Here is a 17945-nt window from a genome sequence, read left to right as displayed (position 1 = left end):
TGTCAGTGATGCCTGTCTTAGCAGCGCGGCAGGTAGCGTATATCCAGCTTGGGCTGATTGGTCGGGCTTCCGCGGGTGTGAAAACGCGCTTCGAGCAGTCCGCTCGGCTTGAGCAGCAAGCCATTGTTGGGCAAGGTCTTGTTTGCCCATCCTTCGACCAGGGCATCGATGCGCCAGGCGTACCTGGCGTTGCCATCGATGGCAACAGTTGCTGCAGGCGTGGCGACATAGTCGCCGCCCGGGGTGCTCCATGGCGAAGTCCAGGTCGCGCCAGTCTCGGACCAGTCACGCAGCACCCGGTGCAGAGCCAGCGACCGGTTTGGCATGGTCGACTTGCTGTCGGTCTGCACCAGGGACAGCTCGGCGCTGAGCACGGCCGCGTCGTCCAGCGCACCGGGGAAGGAAAAGCTCATCAATCCATGCGCATTGGCATCGGTCATTTCCAGGTAAAGGCTGTTACCCTGTTGCGGACTGCCAACCTGGATATACGTGTCTTTCATGTCCGATAACTTGATGCTCAGTGACACCGGGATCGTGCGGTGCATCCTGACTTCGCGCTCCACCAGCACGTTGACGGCGCCGCGTGTGGTAGTGGCGGTCAGCGACACCTTGATCTTTCCACTGCCTTCTTTCACATTATTCGAGACGATCTGCCCGCCCGGCAGCGTGACCGTACCGAAGCCGAGCTGGCTGCCGCACAGGATGCGCTCGTTCTGCCACTTGGCCAACTGCACGCCAGCCTCGGCCAGGTAGCGCGCGGTATCGGTATCGTGCTGGGCATCGAACGCGGCGATTTCCATGCTGGCGCTGTGGGTCATGGTATAGGCCAGCGCACCGGCGATGGCCAGCGTCAGCGCCACCGGTAACAGCAGGATGCCGCGCTGCTTGGCCGGCGTCATTGCACGCTCCCCATGCGCACCGCGGCGTTCACGGTGGTCGCAGCGTCGCCGCGCGCCAGCGTCAGGCTGATCTCGACCATGGGCGCGCCGGCATCGACAGCCGGCGCATTGAGCCGGAAATCGGTAACCGACTCGGCCAGGATCCGGTCGCTGGATTCTTTGTCATCTTCACGTTCGACCAGCTTGCCATTCACAACGAGATACGAATACGGGTCGAACCAGTCTCCCTGGAGTTGCGACGCCAGGGTCGGAGACGGGGTGGCAGCGCGTACCCGTGCGCTGATCCGGGCCAGTGCGAACTGGGCATCGCGCTCCAGGTCGCGCCGCTCGGCGCTGATGCGCGCGCTGGCATGCGCGGTTTCAAGCATCGGCAGCAGCGGCGCCATGACCAGCGCCACGACAGCCAGCCCGAGCAGCAGCTCGATCAGGCTCAGTCCCTGTGCATGGCGGTGCGATCGACGCATCATCGGGCCACCAGGGTGGTAAAGGCGTAGCCGCTGGCGGGCGAGGACACGGTAATGTAGAGCATGGCAGTTTCGCGGCGCGCGGCGCTGGCCGTGGCGTCGAGAAACAGCGGCGTCTTGCCCCATTCATGTTCGTACAGCGCGATATAGACCTCGCGCGCGACACAGGCGGCATCTTGCGGGCGCGAATAGCTTGATGCGATGGCGGTACCGCGCGCCGCGTTCCACAAGTGCTGATACGGTTCGGCCAAGACAGTTTCCATGACATTCTTGATGCAGCGCAGCTCGTTTGCCTTGGCACTGCCAATCTCGGACGCCTTGACGCCGGTCTGTATCGCGCCCATCAGCGGGGCCGCGCACAATCCCAGCACCACGGCGGCCACTAGCAGTTCAACGTAAGAAAAGCCGCGTTGCAAGCGCCGGGCGGTCACAGGCTCACCCGGCCGGTCACGAAATCAAGCCGCACGGTACGCTCGAGATTGCCATGCTTGATGGTGACCTGCCCGTCCTGCTCCAGCGGTTCTGCATCCTTGAGCAACAGGCCATGCACGTCGGCCGGCCGGCCGTCCGGACCGAAACACGCGTATTTCCTGGTTGCGCCATCCTTGTACCGGAACGAGGCGCCCATAATGGTGACCCGCGCATTCGGATTGTCGCCGAATGCAATTCGGTAGGCACGCTTGTCCACGGGGTACATGACGGGCTGACTGGTGTCTTCGACAGCAAGTAGGAGGGTGGTCAGGCGATAGATGCGCAGGCTATGTTGCTGCGTATCGAAACTGACGGCGTGGTAGGCCCGCGTGCGCATGGCCTCGTGCCGGGCAAAGCGCATGGCCGAGGCGACTTCGGAAGCGGCCGCCTCGGCAACTGCCGGACTGATCGCTTCGGCCCGGGGACGGGCGATGGTCATGACAATGGCCAGCACGGCAATGACAATGACCATCTCAAGCAAGGTCCCGCCAGCGTGCGGCGCAGCAGGACGATACATGGGCTCGGCCTAAACCGGATCAGTACTTGTAGTATTCCTGGCCACGGCGACCCATGGCATTGCTGTTCTTGACGAACTGGCCGCCGCGGTTGTCGAACTGGTAGCCGCCGGTGGTGCTATTTGCCGGAACTGGATTCTGCACGCCGGTAATCACGATAGCCACCGCATCGGTTGGCGGATTCGACAGCTGCTCTTGTGGGATCGCGCGCAGGTAAGGCCCAAGCGTGATGCCCGCTGTTGGTGCGGCGACGGTGCAGGTGCCGCCACTGGCGTCCGAGAACATGGTCAATTGTTCTTTAAATGCCAATGCACTGTCTTTTGCCCCCGTGCCGGCGACGCCGCCAGCGGTAGTGCACGCGGACGCCGAGGCAGCAACCGGCGCGGCGGACGTCACCGTCGGATAGGAATTGCGGTGTTGCACGCGGTACAGTTCAATGGCCGAGCGCACGGTGTTCAGATTGGCGTCGAGTGCAGCTTCCTGTGCGTCGCCCGAGGTATTGGAAAATTGTGGAATCGCGATCGCGGCCAGGATCGCAATGATGATCACGACGATCAACAGTTCGATCAGGGTAAAGCCCTTGGCGGCGGCGCGCTGGAAGAAAGTAGTTTTCATTATGGCGTTGGGGTAGAAGAAATTGACGGAATAAGAATTTACCGTAGGCAATAGAAGGTTAGCACGGAAGTTTCCGTTCGATGACAATGCAGTTTGATATTTGTTACAAAATCGTGAGAATCAGTGGACGGCGCGCGACATCTTGAAGATAGGCAGAATAATCGAGGTCACGATGGTTCCAACCAGCACACCCATTACCAGCAGCATCACTGGCTCGGCCAGCTTGGCGAGTTGGCTCAGCTGGCGGGTAAGGTCGCGCTCGTAAAAATCGGCAACCCGGCCCATGACCCGCCCCAATGCGCCGGTTTCTTCACCGGTTTCGATCATCTGCTTGACGCTGGCCGGAATCAAGTGGCTGTCGCGAAAACCCGCCGCGATGCCGCGTCCCTCGGTCACCTGAACTTCGAGCGTGGCGATAAAGCGCTGGAACTCGGCATTGGGAATGACGTTGCGGCAAGCGCTGAGGGTGGCCAGGATGGTCACGCCGCGCTCGAGCGAGATGCCCATCACGCGTAGCAGGCGGGTCAGGTAAATCTTGATAAAAATGCCCTTGACGCCGGGGATGCGCAGTTTCAGGGCATCGAGCCGTTCGCGCATGGCGGGCTGGCGCAATGCCACCATGCCAGCGCCGGCCAGGGCCAGCACACCAATGCCGAGCACCATCCCGTGCTTGACCAGCAAGTCGCTGGCCCAGATGAAAAAACGCGTAGTTACCGGCAACTGGTCGTAGATCGCACCAAACATGACCGAGAACTTCGGAAATACCACCACCAGGATGAATACCACCACCAGTACCGAAAAGACTACTAAAAAGCCGGGATAGGACAGCGACGAGACGATCGTGCTGCGCAGGCGTTGTTCTTTTTCATCCATGTCGACAAGCTGTTCCAGCACCTGCGGCAGGAATCCGCCGGCTTCGCTGGCGCCCACCAGATTCACATAGGTAGACGGGAACAACTCGGGGTGGCGTGCCAGGGCGTCAGAAAAGCGCAGGCCGGAGACGATATCGTCGGCCATCTGTCCAATGATCTGCGCCAGGCGCGCCTTGTCGGTTTGCTGGCGCAGCGTGCTCAGTGCGTCGTGCAGGGCCACACCCGTTTCCAGCAGCAGGGCCAGGCGTTCGGTAAACTGGACCCGGTCGGCGCCACCGATGCGCGCCTGGCTGCTGCGCCATTGCAGCGAAAATGCGGGCGCTGCCGCTTTTTTCGCGGCGCCGGCGGCCGGTACCTCATCCCATTCAAGCGCCATTGCGATTCCTTGTCATTACTGCGAGTGCACCACACGCGCGATTTCCTCGGGCGTCGTATCGCCGGCGAAGGCGCGCGCCATGCCGTCGATATACAGGTCGCGGTGGCCGAGACTGGCAACCTGGCGCGCCATCTCGTCCTTGCTGGCATTGCTGACGATCATGCGCTGCAGGTCCGAACCGATTTCAAGCAGCTCGTAGATTCCCAGGCGCCCCTTGTAGCCGGAGTCGTAGCAGGATGGGCAACCGCGGCCCTTGAGCAGCTTGAGGTTGCCTTCACCCTTCCAGCCATAGGCACGGGCGGCTTCGGGCGGGACCAGGTAGCCGGTCTTGCATCCGGGGCAGACGCGGCGCACCAGGCGCTGGGCCATCACGCCGATCAGGGCCGATGACAGCAGGTAGGGCTCGACCCCCATCTCGACCAGGCGCGCGACCGCACCGAGCGTGTCGTTGGTGTGCAGCGTGGTCAGCACCAGGTGGCCGGTCAGCGCGGCCTGCACCGCGATTTCCGCGGTCTGGCGATCGCGTACTTCGCCGACCATGATGATGTCCGGATCCTGGCGCAACACGTGTTTCAGGATCTTGGGAAAGCTCAGGCCGACCGCGTCGTTCACCTGGTTCTGGTTGATGATGTCGAGCTGGTATTCGACCGGATCCTCGATGGTGACGATGTTCTTCTCGATGCTCTTGAGGTAGTTAATCGCCGCATACAGGCTGGTGGTCTTGCCGCTACCGGTTGGGCCGGTGACCAGGATCAGGCCGTGGCTGCGCCCAAGCAGGCGCTTGAAGCTCTCGACCGCTCCGGTGTTCATCCCGAGTTTGTCGACATCGAGAATCGACTGGTTCTTGTCGAGCACGCGCAGCACGACCTTTTCGCCATAGATGCCCGGCAGCGAGGAAAAACGCAGGTCGATCGTGCGGCCCTGGGTCATGACCTGGATGCGGCCATCCTGGGGCAGGCGGCGCTCGGCAATGTCGAGGTGGGCCATGACCTTCAGGCGCGACACGATCGCCGGATGGGTTTCAACGGCGGGCGTCATGATTTCGTACAGGATGCCATCGATGCGCAGGCGGATGCGCGCCTTGTTGCGCGAGACCTCGATGTGGATATCGCTGGCGTTGTCATGGATCGCGCGCTGGATCACGGCGTTGACCATGTTGATGACCGGGCTGGCGCCGGCCATTTCATCGATCTGGGTATAGTCGTCCGGAATCTGGTTCTCGACCAGTTCCAGATCATTGGCTTCGCTATGGATGAACGATGGCATCGTGCCGCCATAGGCGTCCTCGCGTACCCGCTTGATCGCTTCGGGCGCGGCCATGGCCACGCGCACGCGGCAGCCGGTACGGGCGCGGATTTCATCGATGACATGCACTGCCTGCGGCTCGCCGGTGGCGACCGTCAGCGTATTGTCGACCATGAACAGCGGAATCACGTTCAGGCGCCGCGCCACGTCGCGCTCGAGCAGGCTGACGGCGGTAGGATCGTACAGGCCGGCGCGCAGGCTGACAAAGGGCAGGTCGAGCTGCTCGGCCAGCGTCTGGAACAGCGCCGTCTCCGACAGCCACTTCTTTTCGACCATGATGAAGCCCATGCGCTTGCCGGTCTGGTCTTGCAGGCGCGCCGCTTCGGTTACCTGGGCCGCGGTGACCAGGCCACGCGCGATCAGGATGTCGCCCAGCTTGGACTGGCCGGGCGCCAGCGCGGGCTTGGGTGGCGTGGGCGGCGCGTCATACAGCGCGACCTGGTCCGCCACCCCGGTTACTGTCAGCACATCGAGCAGCAGCGGATTGGGATAGGCCAGCTTGAGCCAGCCGCCCAGCGCGCCCAGGCGCGCGCTGCTGCGCATCATCAGTTCGAGCGCACGCCCCGACAGCAGTGGCACCTTGCCAAGGTCGAGCACGATCGTGACCTGGTGCTGGGCGATGCACTCGGCCAGCGCCGTCTCCAGCGTCTCGATGGCGTCGGCCGCCACCAGCGCCATGGTGGGCGCCAGGTAGGTCATGGAGCCGATACGGCTGCGGGTGACGGCGTTACTCATTACGCGACTGCGGCGACCGGATCACGCTGGATGTTAAAGCGCGCAATCCATTCCGGCTCCAGCGCGCAGACTTCTTCGAGTACGCGCACGATGGCCGGATCGAGCTGACTGCCCGCCACGCGTACGATCTCGGCCATCGCCACTTCGTGGCTGCGACCGGCGCGGTAGGCGCGCGAACTGGTGATCGAGTCGTAGGTATCGGCCACCGCGATGATGCGCGCATTGAGTGGAATATCGGCGCCCTTGAGCGCATGCGGATAGCCGGTGCCGTCGAATTTTTCCTGGTGGTGGCGGGCGCCCGGTACCGCGCCCTTGAGGCGTTCGATGTGGCGCAGGATCTCGTAGCTGCGTTCCGGATGCACCATAATGAAGGTGTACTCGTCGCGCGTCAGGCGTCCGGGCTTGCACAGCACCGCATCGGGAATGCCGATCTTGCCCACGTCATGCAGGAGCGAACCCCAGAACAGGTCTTCGGTCTCGCGCGTGCCCAGGTTCATGGCTGCGCCGATCTGCATCGAGATATGGTGTACCCGCTCGGAGTGGCCGCGGGTGTATGGGTCCTTGGCTTCGACCGCCTCGATCAGGGCATCGGCCATCTGTTCGTTGAACTTCTGGGTTTCGGCCAGCATGCCGTACATGCGCGACAGGCCCGAGAGCTGGTTGGCCAGCAATTCGCCAAGCTTGCGGTCGCTGTTGGAGAAATCGGGTTTGGCCAGGTGATTGGCCAGCACCAGGATCGCCACCACGCTGCGCTCGTGCACGACCGGGCAGCACAGCAGCTTGTAGGGCAGGTCGGTAAAGATGTAGGCGCGGCGCGGGTCGTCGACCTCGTTGATCACGATCGGCGCGCGCGACGAATGCGCAAAACGGTACAGGTCGCCCCGCATCTCGACCAGCACCAGATCCAGGTTATGGATCGGTGCCGACAGGTTGGTCGCATGCACGCACAGGTTCTCGCCCGGCTTGACGAAAGCGGCAACGTCGGCATCCATTTGCTCGGCCCAGCTTTTGAGCAGGCGCTGGAACAGGTCCGCGCCGGGATCGAGCTGCTGCACCTGACGGTCGATCGCATACACCAGGTGCAATTCCTCGTAGCGCTCGGACAGCTCCAGCGCCATTTGGTCGAGCTCTTTCTTGAGGCGGCATTCGTCGGCGATGCCGGCGGCGACGTCCTCGAGCGTTTCGGCCAGCGCATCCCAGGCCGTCGGCGGCTGCGCGCTGGCGGCGGTACGCACGGCCAGGTAGCCGGCCGTGCTCCCCTTGATCTGGATTGGCTGGTACAGCAGCGCATCGGCCTCGTCATCGTGGCGCTGCATGCCTTCGCCCACGCAAGGCCAGCCGAAGCCGGCGGCCTGCAACCCGGCCAGCCAGTCGGCAATGCCGTTTTCCGGCACGGCGGCCCAGATGACGGCACCGGCGCGGTTACATACCGCAAAATCGTGGTCGCTGCCCGTGGTGCGGCGCAGCCAGCGCGCATACCGCGCAAATTCGATGTCGCTCGTGAGGTCAGCTTGCATGCTCGTTCTCCAGCCTGGTTCTTACTGCGTAAAGTGAGCCGCCAGGCGCGCTACCAGCTGGCGCGGGCTCAGGGGTTTTTCAAGGAATTCGATATTGGCCAGTTCGCGCACCCATTCCCGCTCGCTCGCGGCGGTCATGGAAGTCATGACCATGATCAGGAAGGATTCGTCGGGGTAGCGCGCGCGCGTCGTACGGCACAGCTCGCGTCCATCCATGCCGGCCATCTGGATGTCGCTCACCATGACGTCGGGACGCCGTGCGGCCATCTTCTCGAGCGCTTCGCCCCCGTCCGAGGCACAAGTGACCAGATAGCCTTCGCGCTCGAGCGTCATGCGCAGTACGCGGGTCACGTGGGGCTCGTCGTCGACCAGCAAAATGTGTTTGTTCATAATACTTGGGCACCAGCAACGAGTGCCGGCATCTTTTTCAGGTGGATCGAGAACACACTGCCCTGTCCCAGTTCGCTGTCGATGGTCAGGCGCGCGTGGTGCAGTTCAATGATCTGGTTGGCCAGGTACAGGCCCAGGCCGTGCCCGCCGGCGTGGTCGGCGCTGGTCTCGCGGGCGCGGTAGAACTTCTCGGTCACGCGCTGGCGGTCTTCGGGCGACATGCCGATGCCGCTGTCGCGCACCGACAGCACGACATCGCTATCGCCTTCTTCGGCCGACAGTACGACGCTACCGCCGGGACGGTTGTATTTGATGGCGTTGTTGAGCAGGTTGTTCAGGGCGATGCGGAACAGGTCCTTGTCGATCGATACCGCGCTGATCTCGCGTGGCACCTGCAAGTCGAGCTTGATGCCCTTGCTGCTGGCGCGCGACATGGCCTGGGTCCAGGCGTCGTTGAGCAGGTCGTCGAGCCTGACACGGTGGCGCTCGGGACGCATGCTGCCCGTTTCGAGCTTGCTGACATTGAGCAGGTTGTTTACCAGTGAGCTCATGCGCTCGACCTCGTCCTGGATCACATTGACCGCTTCGACCCGGATTTCCGGGTCGGTGGCGCCGGCGTCGCCCAGCATTTCGCCGTACATGCCGATCACGTTCAGCGGCGACTTCAGTTCGTGTGCCACGTGCGCGACGAAATCGTTGCCTGCCTGGCGCGCCAGGTGTTCGCGGGTGGCGTCCCGCAAGACCACCAGCGTGCCGTAGGCCATCGAATGGCCGACCAGCGCCTGGGCCGTTCCCCACAGGCGCTTGCCAGGCACCCCGAGCGGGCTGAATTCGATCGTCGCCTGGCTGCGGGTATCGGCCCCGGTGCCGCGGTAGCGCGCGAGCATGGCGCGCAGGTCCGGATCGCGGCACCAGACATCGACCGGCTGCGACAGCACGTCGGGAACGGGCACGCCCAGCAGCGGTTCGATCTTGCCATTGGCGAAAGTGACTTCGCCGGCCGGGTCCAGCACCAGCAGGCCATCGGGCAGGCAATGCAACACCGACTGCATCTTGTTGCTGCCATATTCAAGCAGGCGGCTGCTGGCCATGCTGGCCATGCTGTCCTGTTCCAGGGCCCGGATCCGCGAACCGGCCTGGTCGATGTAACCATTGAGCTTCTGGACCAGGCCGCGCACGTCCTGGTCGGCATTGACAGTAACCGGCGCCAGCGCCTGGCTGGGCACGATGGCGCGCAGCTGTTCGCTCAGGGCGGTCAATGGCGCCATCTCGCGCTTGATGACAAAGTAAATCAGCGGCACCAAGAGAAACATCGCCAGGGCGATGATGGCGTAAAAGGAGACATCCTTCATGTTCAGCGAAGTGTCCGGCTCGAAGTAGCCGATCCTGACCTGCAGCCTGTTTTCGGCATTGGCCACCGGCCCGCGGAACTCCCGGATCGCGCGCTGGCGGGCGCTGGCATCGATGCGGCGCTCGTCAAAGCCCGTCAGCGCCAGCGACACGGCAGCCGGAATCAGCGCGCCCGGGCTGGCAAATTCGGCCAGGTTGCGGCCCTCGTCAGTGCTGACCGCCGCGTAGGCGAAATCGGGATTGTCGCGGTGGGCCAGCACGGAATCGAGCACGCCCGGGCCGTCGCCTGGCACCAGCATCGCGGCCGGCAGCGCAGCCAGCGAACGCACCATGCCCAGGCCCTGGATCCGGACCTGGTCGGCCTGCGCCGCCTGCTGGCGCTGCAGCAGCAGGGCCACCACCAGCGCGATGATCGCCAGTGACGAGACGACAAGAATCAGGCCGATCCGGTTGTTCTTCATGTGGGCAGTCTTTCAGGCGCGGTGGTAGTCGACATGCGGGATCTCGCAAACAGGTCACTATAAGTGAAAATTTCTTTCTGGAAAATAACATTCAGCCAGGCATGCAATGAATTTGCTTTTATGTAGGCAATGCAACACAGGTTTGTCACAATTGCCATGGGTCTGGAGCGGTGCTTGCCGGTCTCCACGCTATAGTGTTGACGAACCGATCAAACAATGAATGCATATGCCATCTTTCCGTGACGAGCTGCCCGGACCTGACCCTGACGACGCGGTGCTCGAACTGGATGCACTGCTCACTGCGCGCAATATCGAACTGGTCAAGATGGAAGGACGGGTATTCCTGCGCTTTTCCGGAGAGGTCAGCTACGAAGGGCTGCGCGTGCCCTATACCCTGGTGCCGGCCCAGGGCGTGCTGGCCAAGCCGAGCAAATGGCGCAAGCTCGATCCTGGCGCGCGCCGTGACCTGATTGCCGCACGCACCACCGACTCGGCCCTGGCTGAGCTGCAGTTCGAGGCGGAAGAATTTGTTCGCGACATTGCCGAACAAGCCGACGAGGCCGGGTTCGATCCCCGGGTCTTCCTTGGTGCCCTGAGCGAGCAGGAGACCTCGGAGCCTGCCGGCTACGTGTTCGACCGTATCCGGCAGCGCCTGTCCCACGCGGTCGAGCGCGAGCAAGAAGAACGCCACGCCGCGCGCACCAAGGAAAGCATCAACCTGGCCGAGTACCCCGCGTCTTTCGATGTGGCCAGCCGCATGCAGCGCAAGTTCATTGCCCTGCTCGGCCCGACCAACTCGGGCAAGACCCACCGTGCGATGGAGGCGCTGGCCAAGGCCGCCAGCGGCGTATATCTGGCGCCGCTGCGCCTGCTGGCGCTGGAAAACTACGAGCGCCTGCAAGCTGCCCGCCCGCACGGCAAGCCGATCAAGGTGAGCCTGGTCACCGGCGAGGAACGGCGCCTGGCCGACGGCGCGACCCACGTCGCCAGCACCGTCGAGATGTTGAATATCCAGGAGCCGGTCGAAGTGGCAGTGATCGACGAGATCCAGATGCTGGCCGACCGCGACCGCGGGGCCGCCTGGACCGCCGCCGTGTGCGGCGCGCCGGCAGCGACCGTGTTCCTGGTTGGCGCTCCGGAAGCGCGGCGCGCGATCGAAGCGCTGGCCGAGCGGCTCGAGGTACCGCTGGAGGTACACGTGCTCAAACGCATGGCGCCGCTCGCGATGGAGCCGGGGCCGGTGCGCAAGCTGGGCAACCTGCGGCGCGGCGATGCGGTGATTGCCTTTTCGCGGCGCGAGGTCCTGATGTGGCGCGACATGATCACCGAGAAGGGCCTGTCGGTGGCCACCGTATACGGCAACCTGTCGCCGGAAGTGCGGCGCGCGCAGGCCGAGCGCTTCCGCGAAGGCCAGGCCGACATCGTGGTCGGCACCGACGCGCTGGCAATGGGCCTGAACATGCCGATCGCCCGCATCGTCATGACCACGGCGGTGAAGTACAACGGCGTCGAGGAAGAAGAAATCTCGGCGGCCCTGGCCAGGCAGATCGCCGGCCGGGCAGGGCGCTACGGCGTGCACGAAGAAGGTTTCGTGGCCGGCTACGACGACGAGACGCACTCGGTCATGCGCTCGCTGATGAAAGAGAAAATCCCGCCGCTGGCGGCTAATGGATTCGCGGTCGCGCCGTCGCTGGAACAGCTGCACCGCATCTCGTCGGTGACTGGCGAGACCTCGCTGGTCAAACTGCTGCGCCGCTTCGTGCACAACATCGACGTGCCGGACGGCTTCTTCTATCCGCGCATCACCGAAGAGCAGAACGCGCGCGCCGAATGGCTCGATACGCTGCCCCTGAGCGTGGCCGACAAGTTCATGCTCTCGCTGGTACCGATCTCCAGCCGGGTGCCGACCCTGCAAAGCGCCTGGGAACACTGGGCGCTGTCGCTGGCGAAAAAGAAGGTCTTCAAGCTGGCCCCGCCCACGCAAGACCTGTTCTACATGAACCTGCAACAGGTCGAGGACACCTGCCGCCTGTATTCGGCCTATGCCTGGCTGGGCTATCGCGAACCCGAATTCTTCCCGAGCATCGATCTGGCGCAGCAACTGGCGCGCCAGGCATCGGAACGGGTGGATGCGCTGCTGCAGCAGCAAAATACGGCAGCAAGGCAGAAGGGCGGGGGACCCAGGCAGGGCAAGCGCAGGCGCTAGGCAATGTGGCGTTTAGTCTATTAAGCAGGATATCCCGACCCGGTGTACGATCCCGCCTTTTACCCCAGAGCGACCATCGTGAACCCGAAATACACCCCAGAATCCTTTAACGAGTTCGGCAAATCCTTCTTGCCGGGCCATCTCGGCATCCGCATTACCGAAGTCGCCCCGGGCCGCGTCTGCGCCGAACTGCCGGTCACGCCGCAGCTGCTGGCCCCGAACGGCTACCTGCATGCCGGCAGCGTGGTCACGTTGGCCGATACCGCGGCCGGCTATGCCTGCATCGCCAACCTGCCGGAAGGCGCACACAGCTTCACCACCATTGAATTGAAATCGAACCATCTGGGCACCGCGCGCGCGGGCACGATCGCCGTGGTGGCAACCAGCGTGCACCTGGGCCGCACCACGCAGGTGTGGGATGCGGTCGTCACTGACCAGGCGAGCTCGAAGACGATCGCGCTGTTTCGCTGCACCCAGATGATCCTCTACCCGAAGTAAGGTTCAGCCGGCGAGCTCTTTTTCGATCAACTTGTGCAGGGCCGGGAATTCCGGCTCGCCGACATAGCGCTTGATGATCTTGCCGTCCTTGTCGATCAGGAAGGTGGTCGGTGTCAGGGTGACGTCGCCGAACTGCTTGGCAATGTCGCCGGCGGCATCGATCGCCACGATGAACGGCAGCTTGCGGGTCTCGGTAAAGTTCAGCACGTAGTTGGGCGGGTCGTACTGCATCGCCACTGCCACGAATTCCAGCCCCTGTCCCTTGTACTTCTCGTAGGTCTCGACCATCTGCGGCATCTCCTTGACGCAGGTGACGCAAGAAGTGGCCCAGAAATTGACCATCACGACCTTGCCACGCATGGACTGCGTGCTGATCTTGTCTCCTTTGATACTGATGAAGGTGACGTCGGGCGCGGCGGTGTCGAACGAGGCGTAGCCGATGCCGGCCAGCGCCAGTACGAGCGCGCCGATGGCGGCGGGTTTGATCCAGGAGCGGGGAGAGTGGGAAGCGGTCATGGTGAAAGCAGATGGAAAAACGGCAGGACCGAAGTCCTGCCGCTATGGCTTACGGGGTGAGCGTCTTGACGTCTTCTTCGCTGATGTATTCGAAGATCTTGACGACGCGGGTGACGCCGGCGACGCCCTTGGCGACATTGGCTGCGATATTGCCTTCACGCGGGGTCACGAGGCCCATCAGGTAGACCACGCCGCGCTCGGTGGTGACTTTCACCGAGCTTGCCGAGATGGTCTTCATGTCGACCAGGCTGGCCTTGACCTTGGTGGTGATCAGGGCATCGCTCGAACGCGAGGTATAGCTCGACGGACCGGCGATGTCGAGTTCGTTGATCACCGAGACCACGTTCGCGATGTCGCGCACTTCGCGCTCGGCGGCCTGCTTCATGGCTGCGTCGCGGACTTCGCCGGTCAGCAGCACCTTGCGGTTATAGCTGGTCACGTTGACGTGGCCGTTCTCACCGGTGAGCTGCTGCATCTTGATCTCGGCCTTGACGTTGATCGACTTGTCTTCGGTCTGCATGCCGATGGTACGGCGGTCATTGGCAGAGACAGCGGTCATCACAGCGCCACCTACGGCCAGGCCGATACAGCCCGACAGCGAGGCAGCCAGCGCGGTGCCCAGTACGATTTTTGATACCAGGCCGGCCAGCGGGCGCTTGTTATTCATTCTCATCTCCTCCGAACAATGCGACATCGATGCCGTCGCAAATGCAGTGAATCGCAACCAGATGGACTTCCTGGATGCGAGCGGTACGTGCATGCGGCACGTTGATATGGACATCGGCATCGGTGAGCAGCTTGGCCAGCGCGCCGCCATCCTTGCCGGTGAAGGCCACGATACGCATTTCGCGTTCCAGCGCCGCCTCGACGGCGGCCAGGACGTTGGCCGAATTACCCGAGGTCGAAATCGCCAGCAGCACGTCGCCAGCCTGGCCGAAGGCCTGCACCTGTTTCGAGAAGATCTCGCGGAAGCTGTAGTCGTTGCCCACGGCCGTCAGGATCGAGGTATCGCAGGTGAGCGCAATCGCCGGCAAGGGAAAGCGCTCGCGCTCGAAGCGGCCTACGAGCTCGGCAGCAAAGTGCTGGCAGTCGGCGGCGGAACCGCCATTGCCGCAGGCCAGGATCTTGTTGCCGTTGGACAGGGCACCGAACATCAGTTCGATCGCCTGCGAAATAGGTTGGGCAAGGGCGGCAGCCGACTGCATTTTCAGGTCGGCGCTCTCCTGGAAGTGAGCGAGGATGCGTTGAGTATTCATAGCCGGGGATTATAGTGTAGTAGCAACCATAGGCGTGCAAGCACGGTAAAAATTGCTTACATTAAAACAGTCTTTGCCCGCAGTTGAAGTCAATTGATGACGTCGCGCAGCCATTCAATATGGCTGCCGTCGATGGCCACCACGTCGAAGCGGCAGGGCGGGGTGACGGGAAAGCGCAGCAGGTAGACCTGCGCCGCCCGCACCAGGCGCCGGATCTTGGCGGGGGTAATGCTGGCGGCGGCGCCGCCGTGGACGGTATCGGCGCGCTGGCGTACCTCGACGAACACCAGGGTGGCGCCGTCGCGCATGACCAGGTCGATTTCGCCGCCCTTGCAGCGAAAATTCTCTTCGACCGCCGTCAACCCCTGGCGCTTCAGGTGGAGCAGGGCAGCCTGCTCCCAGTTGCGGCCCTGGGCCTGCCGTAATGACAGGCGCAGCGGCCACATGTCAGCGCCGGACGTCGGCCGCGTCGAAGGTGCCGCCGTCGCGGTAGACCGTGCCGGTCTCCACGCGGCGGAACGACGGCGCACCAGAGCCATTACCGAGATTCATGTCGACCGACAGGCGGCCGGTCACGCCATCGAGCTCGAAGGTGCCGTCCGGGCGCAGGGCCAGCTCGCGCGCAATGCGATAGGCGTCGATGCCGAGCGCATACAGGCGCTGCATGTCGAAGCCGCCAGTGGCGCCGTCCCAGCGCGGATAGCTCGCTACCAGCGGGTGGTCGGGTTGCACGGTCCAGGGCAGGTCGAGGATGCGCACGCCGGCCAGTTCGGGCGTGGACATGCCCGGATCGCGTCCCGGGTTGACCGAGGCGGTGCCATAGGTCGGCAGCGAGGTGCCGATGGCACTGCGTACCTGGCGCAGTTGCACTGCGTCGAGCGCCGCGAAGACCAGCTGTGGCGGATCGTTCTGCATGCGCGCGCGCAGTTCGGCCAGCGCGTTGCCATCGACATAGCCATCGGCACTGGGCAGCTCGACCACGGAGTTGTTCAGGCCCAGTTGCGACCAGCGCGCGGTAAACGCGCCGGCCAGGCGCTGCTGCCAGGCAGTGCGGCCGGTCAGTATCAGGGCGCGGCCGCCCGGCTGCTCGGCGGCGGCCCAGTCAGCCACCTGGCGTGCTTCGTCTTCGAGCGACAGGCCGACCACCAGCATCTGGCGCGGCAGCGGACCGTCGATTTGTGGATGGTTCAGTGCAATGGTCGGCTTGCTGACCGCGCCGCTGGTGGCCAGCGCAGCCACGGCCGGGCGCGCCAGTGGCCCGACCACGATGTCGTGGCGGGCGGCGGCCATCGCATAGGCGTCGAGCGTGGCCTGGGCCGAGTCGCCAGTGGGAATCACGTCGACCGTGATGCCGCTGCGGTCACGCTCGTAGCCGGCCATGAAGCCGGCACGCACCGCCTCGGCGGGCTCGCGCAGCGAACCCGATTGCAGTGGCAGCAGCAGGGCGATGCGGGTGCCGGCTGCCGGCATTGCCTGGGCGGCGAGCGGGCGGGCGTCGCGCGAGGGCGGTAGCTCGACCGGGCTGGTACGGGCAGGCTCCAGCGGTGGAAGCGGCGTATAGCCGGGTTCGCCCAGTGGCGGGCTTGCACTTGGCGCGGCGGGCGCGCACAATCCGCCCGGTACGCCACAGCCGGTATCGGGTGGTAGCGGCGTACTGCCGCATCCCGCCAGTAATGCAGCCAGTGAACTGAATGCGGTAGTCGCAAGCAGCGCCTTGATATTTTTCTTCAGCATCGGAATCCCTTATGACAGAACAGCAGACCATCGACATCGCCCGGCTACCCGTCATGGGCGAGGCGGCCCAGCAGTCCTATCCTACCGCAACGCTGTATATCGTGGCTACACCGATCGGCAACGTCACCGATATTACGCTGCGCGCGCTGCACCTGCTGGCCCTGAGCGATGTCGTCGCCTGCGAAGACACCCGCAAGACCGGCGCGCTGCTGCAGCGCTTCGGCTTGACCAAGCAGACCATCGCCGCGCACCAGCATAACGAGCGCGAAGTGGCCGACAAGATCGTCGAGCGCCTGCGCGGCGGGCAGCGGGTGGCGCTGGTGTCGGATGCCGGCACCCCGGCCGTGTCCGACCCCGGCGCGCGCATTGTCGATGCGGTCCGCGCGGCCGGGCTGAACGTGGTGCCGCTGCCGGGACCATCGGCGGCGATCACGGCGCTGTCGGCCAGCGGACTGGTGAACGATCGCTTTTACTTTGTCGGCTTTCTGCCGGCCAAGCCGAAGCAGCGCGAGTCGGCGCTGGCGCTGCTGGCCCGCGAAAGTGCGACCCTGGTCTTCTACGAAGCGCCGCACCGGATCGTCGAATGCGTCGAAGCATTGGCAGCGGCATTCGAGCCGGCGCGCCAGGTGGTGTTCGCTCGCGAGCTAAGCAAGATGTTCGAAGAAATCCACCGCTGCTCCTTGGGCGAAGCGCTGGCCTGGGTCAAGGCCGACCAGCACCGCGAACGCGGCGAATTCGTCGTGCTAATGGAGGGCGCGGTGCTGGAAACGGACGCGCAAGATGCCGAAGCCGAACGCATCTTGCAGATCCTGCTGGCGGAGTGTTCGGTCAAGCAGGCAGCCAACCTGGCCGCGCAGATTACCGGGCGCAAGAAGAATGCGCTGTATGACCGCGCCCTGCAAATCAAGGAAGCGCAGGCCTAGCCCGTTCAGGGCCTATCAGGCTCACCATTTGCACCCGCTATCCTTTTTGTCCATCATGAGAAACAGCGGCGCCAGCAAGCCACCGGGTAGCCCATCCTTGCAATTGGGCCGCTTGGCCTTGCTGATCGCCTTGGCATACTTCGACTCGGTCTCCAGTGGCGGGTCCGGAAACTGCGCCAGCGCCGTGCCTTCCCGGCCGAGCCTGGTCTGACCCGCCAGCTGGCGCGCCGTCTGCTTGGCCGCATCCAGGTCGAAGGTGCGCTCGCCCTCGGCTGGCGCGGCCTCGGATTGCTGCACCATGAACGGGTCGGCAGGCGCTTGTTGCGGCGGCGCCGGTAGGGCAAGCACGCGCGCTGGCGCAGCCTGGCGGGCACTGCGCCGCGCCAGCGCCCCGGCTTGTTTCGGTGGCGCCGCTTGCACCGGTGGCGGCAGCGCTGGCGCAGGATCAGCAAGATCAGGCGCCGGCCGGATAAACACGACGAGTGGCTGCGCATCCGGCACGTCGGGGGGCACGCCCGTGCCGGTATGGCGGTAGGCGACAATCAAGAGCGCATGCAGCGCGATCGACACGCCGACACCGGCAAACAGGCGCAAGTTGCCAGGCGTTCTACGCTCATCCACGTGGCCCTGCGCTGCCGGAATCACAATATTGCCCACATGTCATGATGAATAATGTTGCAGAGAATACGGTGAATGGCTTATTTTGCCCTTAAACCTTGACCGAAGCATGCCGAGCCGCTATGATCTTGGTCTTCGGAGTGTAGCGCAGCCCGGTAGCGCACCTGGTTTGGGACCAGGGGGTCCAAGGTTCGAATCCTTGTACTCCGACCAGCATTGAGAAA

At 63.9% G+C, this 17945-nt stretch carries 19 protein-coding genes and 1 tRNA gene; 4 read left to right on the top strand and 16 right to left on the bottom strand.

What is annotated here, in order from left to right; genetic code table 11:
* Window positions 1-17: 17 nt before the first annotated feature.
* The 10 genes from NRS07_RS00840 to NRS07_RS00795 form a co-directional block, all read right to left on the bottom strand.
* On the bottom strand, window positions 18-899 hold the full coding sequence (locus NRS07_RS00840; RefSeq protein WP_259210276.1) for a DNRLRE domain-containing protein: 882 nt from the start codon (window positions 897-899) through the stop codon (window positions 18-20).
* Entirely contained in the window at window positions 896-1366 is a 471-nt protein-coding gene (locus NRS07_RS00835; protein WP_259210251.1) for a prepilin-type N-terminal cleavage/methylation domain-containing protein, read from the bottom strand. Before NRS07_RS00835 ends, NRS07_RS00840 begins: the two co-directional genes overlap by 4 nt.
* Entirely contained in the window at window positions 1363-1794 is a 432-nt protein-coding gene (locus tag NRS07_RS00830) for a type II secretion system protein (protein ID WP_259210250.1), read from the bottom strand. The genes NRS07_RS00835 and NRS07_RS00830 overlap by 4 nt, the downstream gene beginning before the upstream one ends.
* Window positions 1791-2351: a Tfp pilus assembly protein FimT/FimU gene (locus NRS07_RS00825; RefSeq protein WP_259210248.1), complete on the bottom strand. Its 561-nt coding sequence runs from the start codon at window positions 2349-2351 to the stop codon at window positions 1791-1793. The genes NRS07_RS00830 and NRS07_RS00825 overlap by 4 nt, the downstream gene beginning before the upstream one ends.
* 19 nt (window positions 2352-2370) lie before the next feature.
* Complete coding sequence (locus tag NRS07_RS00820) at window positions 2371-2964, bottom strand: prepilin-type N-terminal cleavage/methylation domain-containing protein (protein WP_259210246.1); 594 nt, start codon at window positions 2962-2964, stop codon at window positions 2371-2373.
* 120 nt (window positions 2965-3084) lie between these two features.
* Entirely contained in the window at window positions 3085-4212 is a 1128-nt protein-coding gene (locus NRS07_RS00815; RefSeq protein WP_259210242.1) for a type II secretion system F family protein, read from the bottom strand.
* Window positions 4213-4227: 15 nt separating this feature from the next.
* The gene (locus tag NRS07_RS00810; RefSeq protein WP_259210240.1) at window positions 4228-6252 is read right to left on the bottom strand and encodes an ATPase, T2SS/T4P/T4SS family; all 2025 of its coding nucleotides are present in this window, start codon (window positions 6250-6252) and stop codon (window positions 4228-4230) included.
* Window positions 6252-7769: an HD domain-containing phosphohydrolase gene (locus NRS07_RS00805; protein WP_259210238.1), complete on the bottom strand. Its 1518-nt coding sequence runs from the start codon at window positions 7767-7769 to the stop codon at window positions 6252-6254. Before NRS07_RS00805 ends, NRS07_RS00810 begins: the two co-directional genes overlap by 1 nt.
* A 21-nt stretch (window positions 7770-7790) precedes the next feature.
* Complete coding sequence (locus NRS07_RS00800) at window positions 7791-8159, bottom strand: response regulator (RefSeq protein WP_259210237.1); 369 nt, start codon at window positions 8157-8159, stop codon at window positions 7791-7793.
* A complete protein-coding gene (locus NRS07_RS00795) occupies window positions 8156-9970 on the bottom strand; it encodes a PAS domain-containing sensor histidine kinase (RefSeq protein ID WP_259210235.1) in 1815 nt (604 codons plus the stop codon). Before NRS07_RS00795 ends, NRS07_RS00800 begins: the two co-directional genes overlap by 4 nt.
* 226 nt (window positions 9971-10196) lie before the next feature.
* Between NRS07_RS00795 and NRS07_RS00790 the strand changes: the two genes are divergently transcribed.
* Entirely contained in the window at window positions 10197-12176 is a 1980-nt protein-coding gene (locus NRS07_RS00790) for a helicase-related protein (protein ID WP_259210226.1), read from the top strand.
* A 78-nt stretch (window positions 12177-12254) separates the two neighbouring features.
* On the top strand, window positions 12255-12674 hold the full coding sequence (locus tag NRS07_RS00785; protein ID WP_373889846.1) for a PaaI family thioesterase: 420 nt from the start codon (window positions 12255-12257) through the stop codon (window positions 12672-12674).
* A gap of 3 nt (window positions 12675-12677) precedes the next feature.
* Here the strand turns inward: NRS07_RS00785 and NRS07_RS00780 are convergent, their stop codons facing one another.
* The 5 genes from NRS07_RS00780 to NRS07_RS00760 all read right to left on the bottom strand — a co-directional run bounded on the left by NRS07_RS00780 (window position 12678) and on the right by NRS07_RS00760 (window position 16180).
* On the bottom strand, window positions 12678-13190 hold the full coding sequence (locus tag NRS07_RS00780; protein WP_259210219.1) for a TlpA disulfide reductase family protein: 513 nt from the start codon (window positions 13188-13190) through the stop codon (window positions 12678-12680).
* A 49-nt stretch (window positions 13191-13239) separates the two neighbouring features.
* Entirely contained in the window at window positions 13240-13857 is a 618-nt protein-coding gene (locus tag NRS07_RS00775; protein WP_373889845.1) for a BON domain-containing protein, read from the bottom strand.
* A complete protein-coding gene (locus tag NRS07_RS00770) occupies window positions 13850-14446 on the bottom strand; it encodes a phosphoheptose isomerase (protein ID WP_259210208.1) in 597 nt (198 codons plus the stop codon). Before NRS07_RS00770 ends, NRS07_RS00775 begins: the two co-directional genes overlap by 8 nt.
* Window positions 14447-14535: 89 nt before the next feature.
* Window positions 14536-14892: a YraN family protein gene (locus tag NRS07_RS00765; RefSeq protein WP_259210192.1), complete on the bottom strand. Its 357-nt coding sequence runs from the start codon at window positions 14890-14892 to the stop codon at window positions 14536-14538.
* Between the two features lies 1 nt (window position 14893).
* Window positions 14894-16180: a penicillin-binding protein activator gene (locus tag NRS07_RS00760; protein ID WP_259210189.1), complete on the bottom strand. Its 1287-nt coding sequence runs from the start codon at window positions 16178-16180 to the stop codon at window positions 14894-14896.
* Between the two features lie 11 nt (window positions 16181-16191).
* Here NRS07_RS00760 and rsmI point away from each other — a divergent pair, with 11 nt between their 5' ends.
* Window positions 16192-17103, top strand: coding sequence for a 16S rRNA (cytidine(1402)-2'-O)-methyltransferase (rsmI, locus tag NRS07_RS00755; protein WP_259210183.1), 912 nt, complete (start codon window positions 16192-16194; stop codon window positions 17101-17103).
* 21 nt (window positions 17104-17124) lie between these two features.
* Here rsmI and NRS07_RS00750 read toward each other — a convergent pair whose 3' ends face one another.
* The gene (locus tag NRS07_RS00750) at window positions 17125-17724 is read right to left on the bottom strand and encodes a hypothetical protein (RefSeq protein ID WP_259210181.1); all 600 of its coding nucleotides are present in this window, start codon (window positions 17722-17724) and stop codon (window positions 17125-17127) included.
* Window positions 17725-17857: 133 nt separating this feature from the next.
* Between NRS07_RS00750 and NRS07_RS00745 the strand changes: the two genes are divergently transcribed.
* Window positions 17858-17934: transfer RNA gene (locus tag NRS07_RS00745), tRNA-Pro, on the top strand.
* Window positions 17935-17945: the final 11 nt, after the last annotated feature.

This window comes from Massilia sp. H6, from assembly GCF_024802625.1.
Classification (GTDB): Bacteria; Pseudomonadota; Gammaproteobacteria; order Burkholderiales; family Burkholderiaceae_D; genus Telluria.
This window is presented reverse-complemented; position numbering and strand designations above follow the sequence as displayed.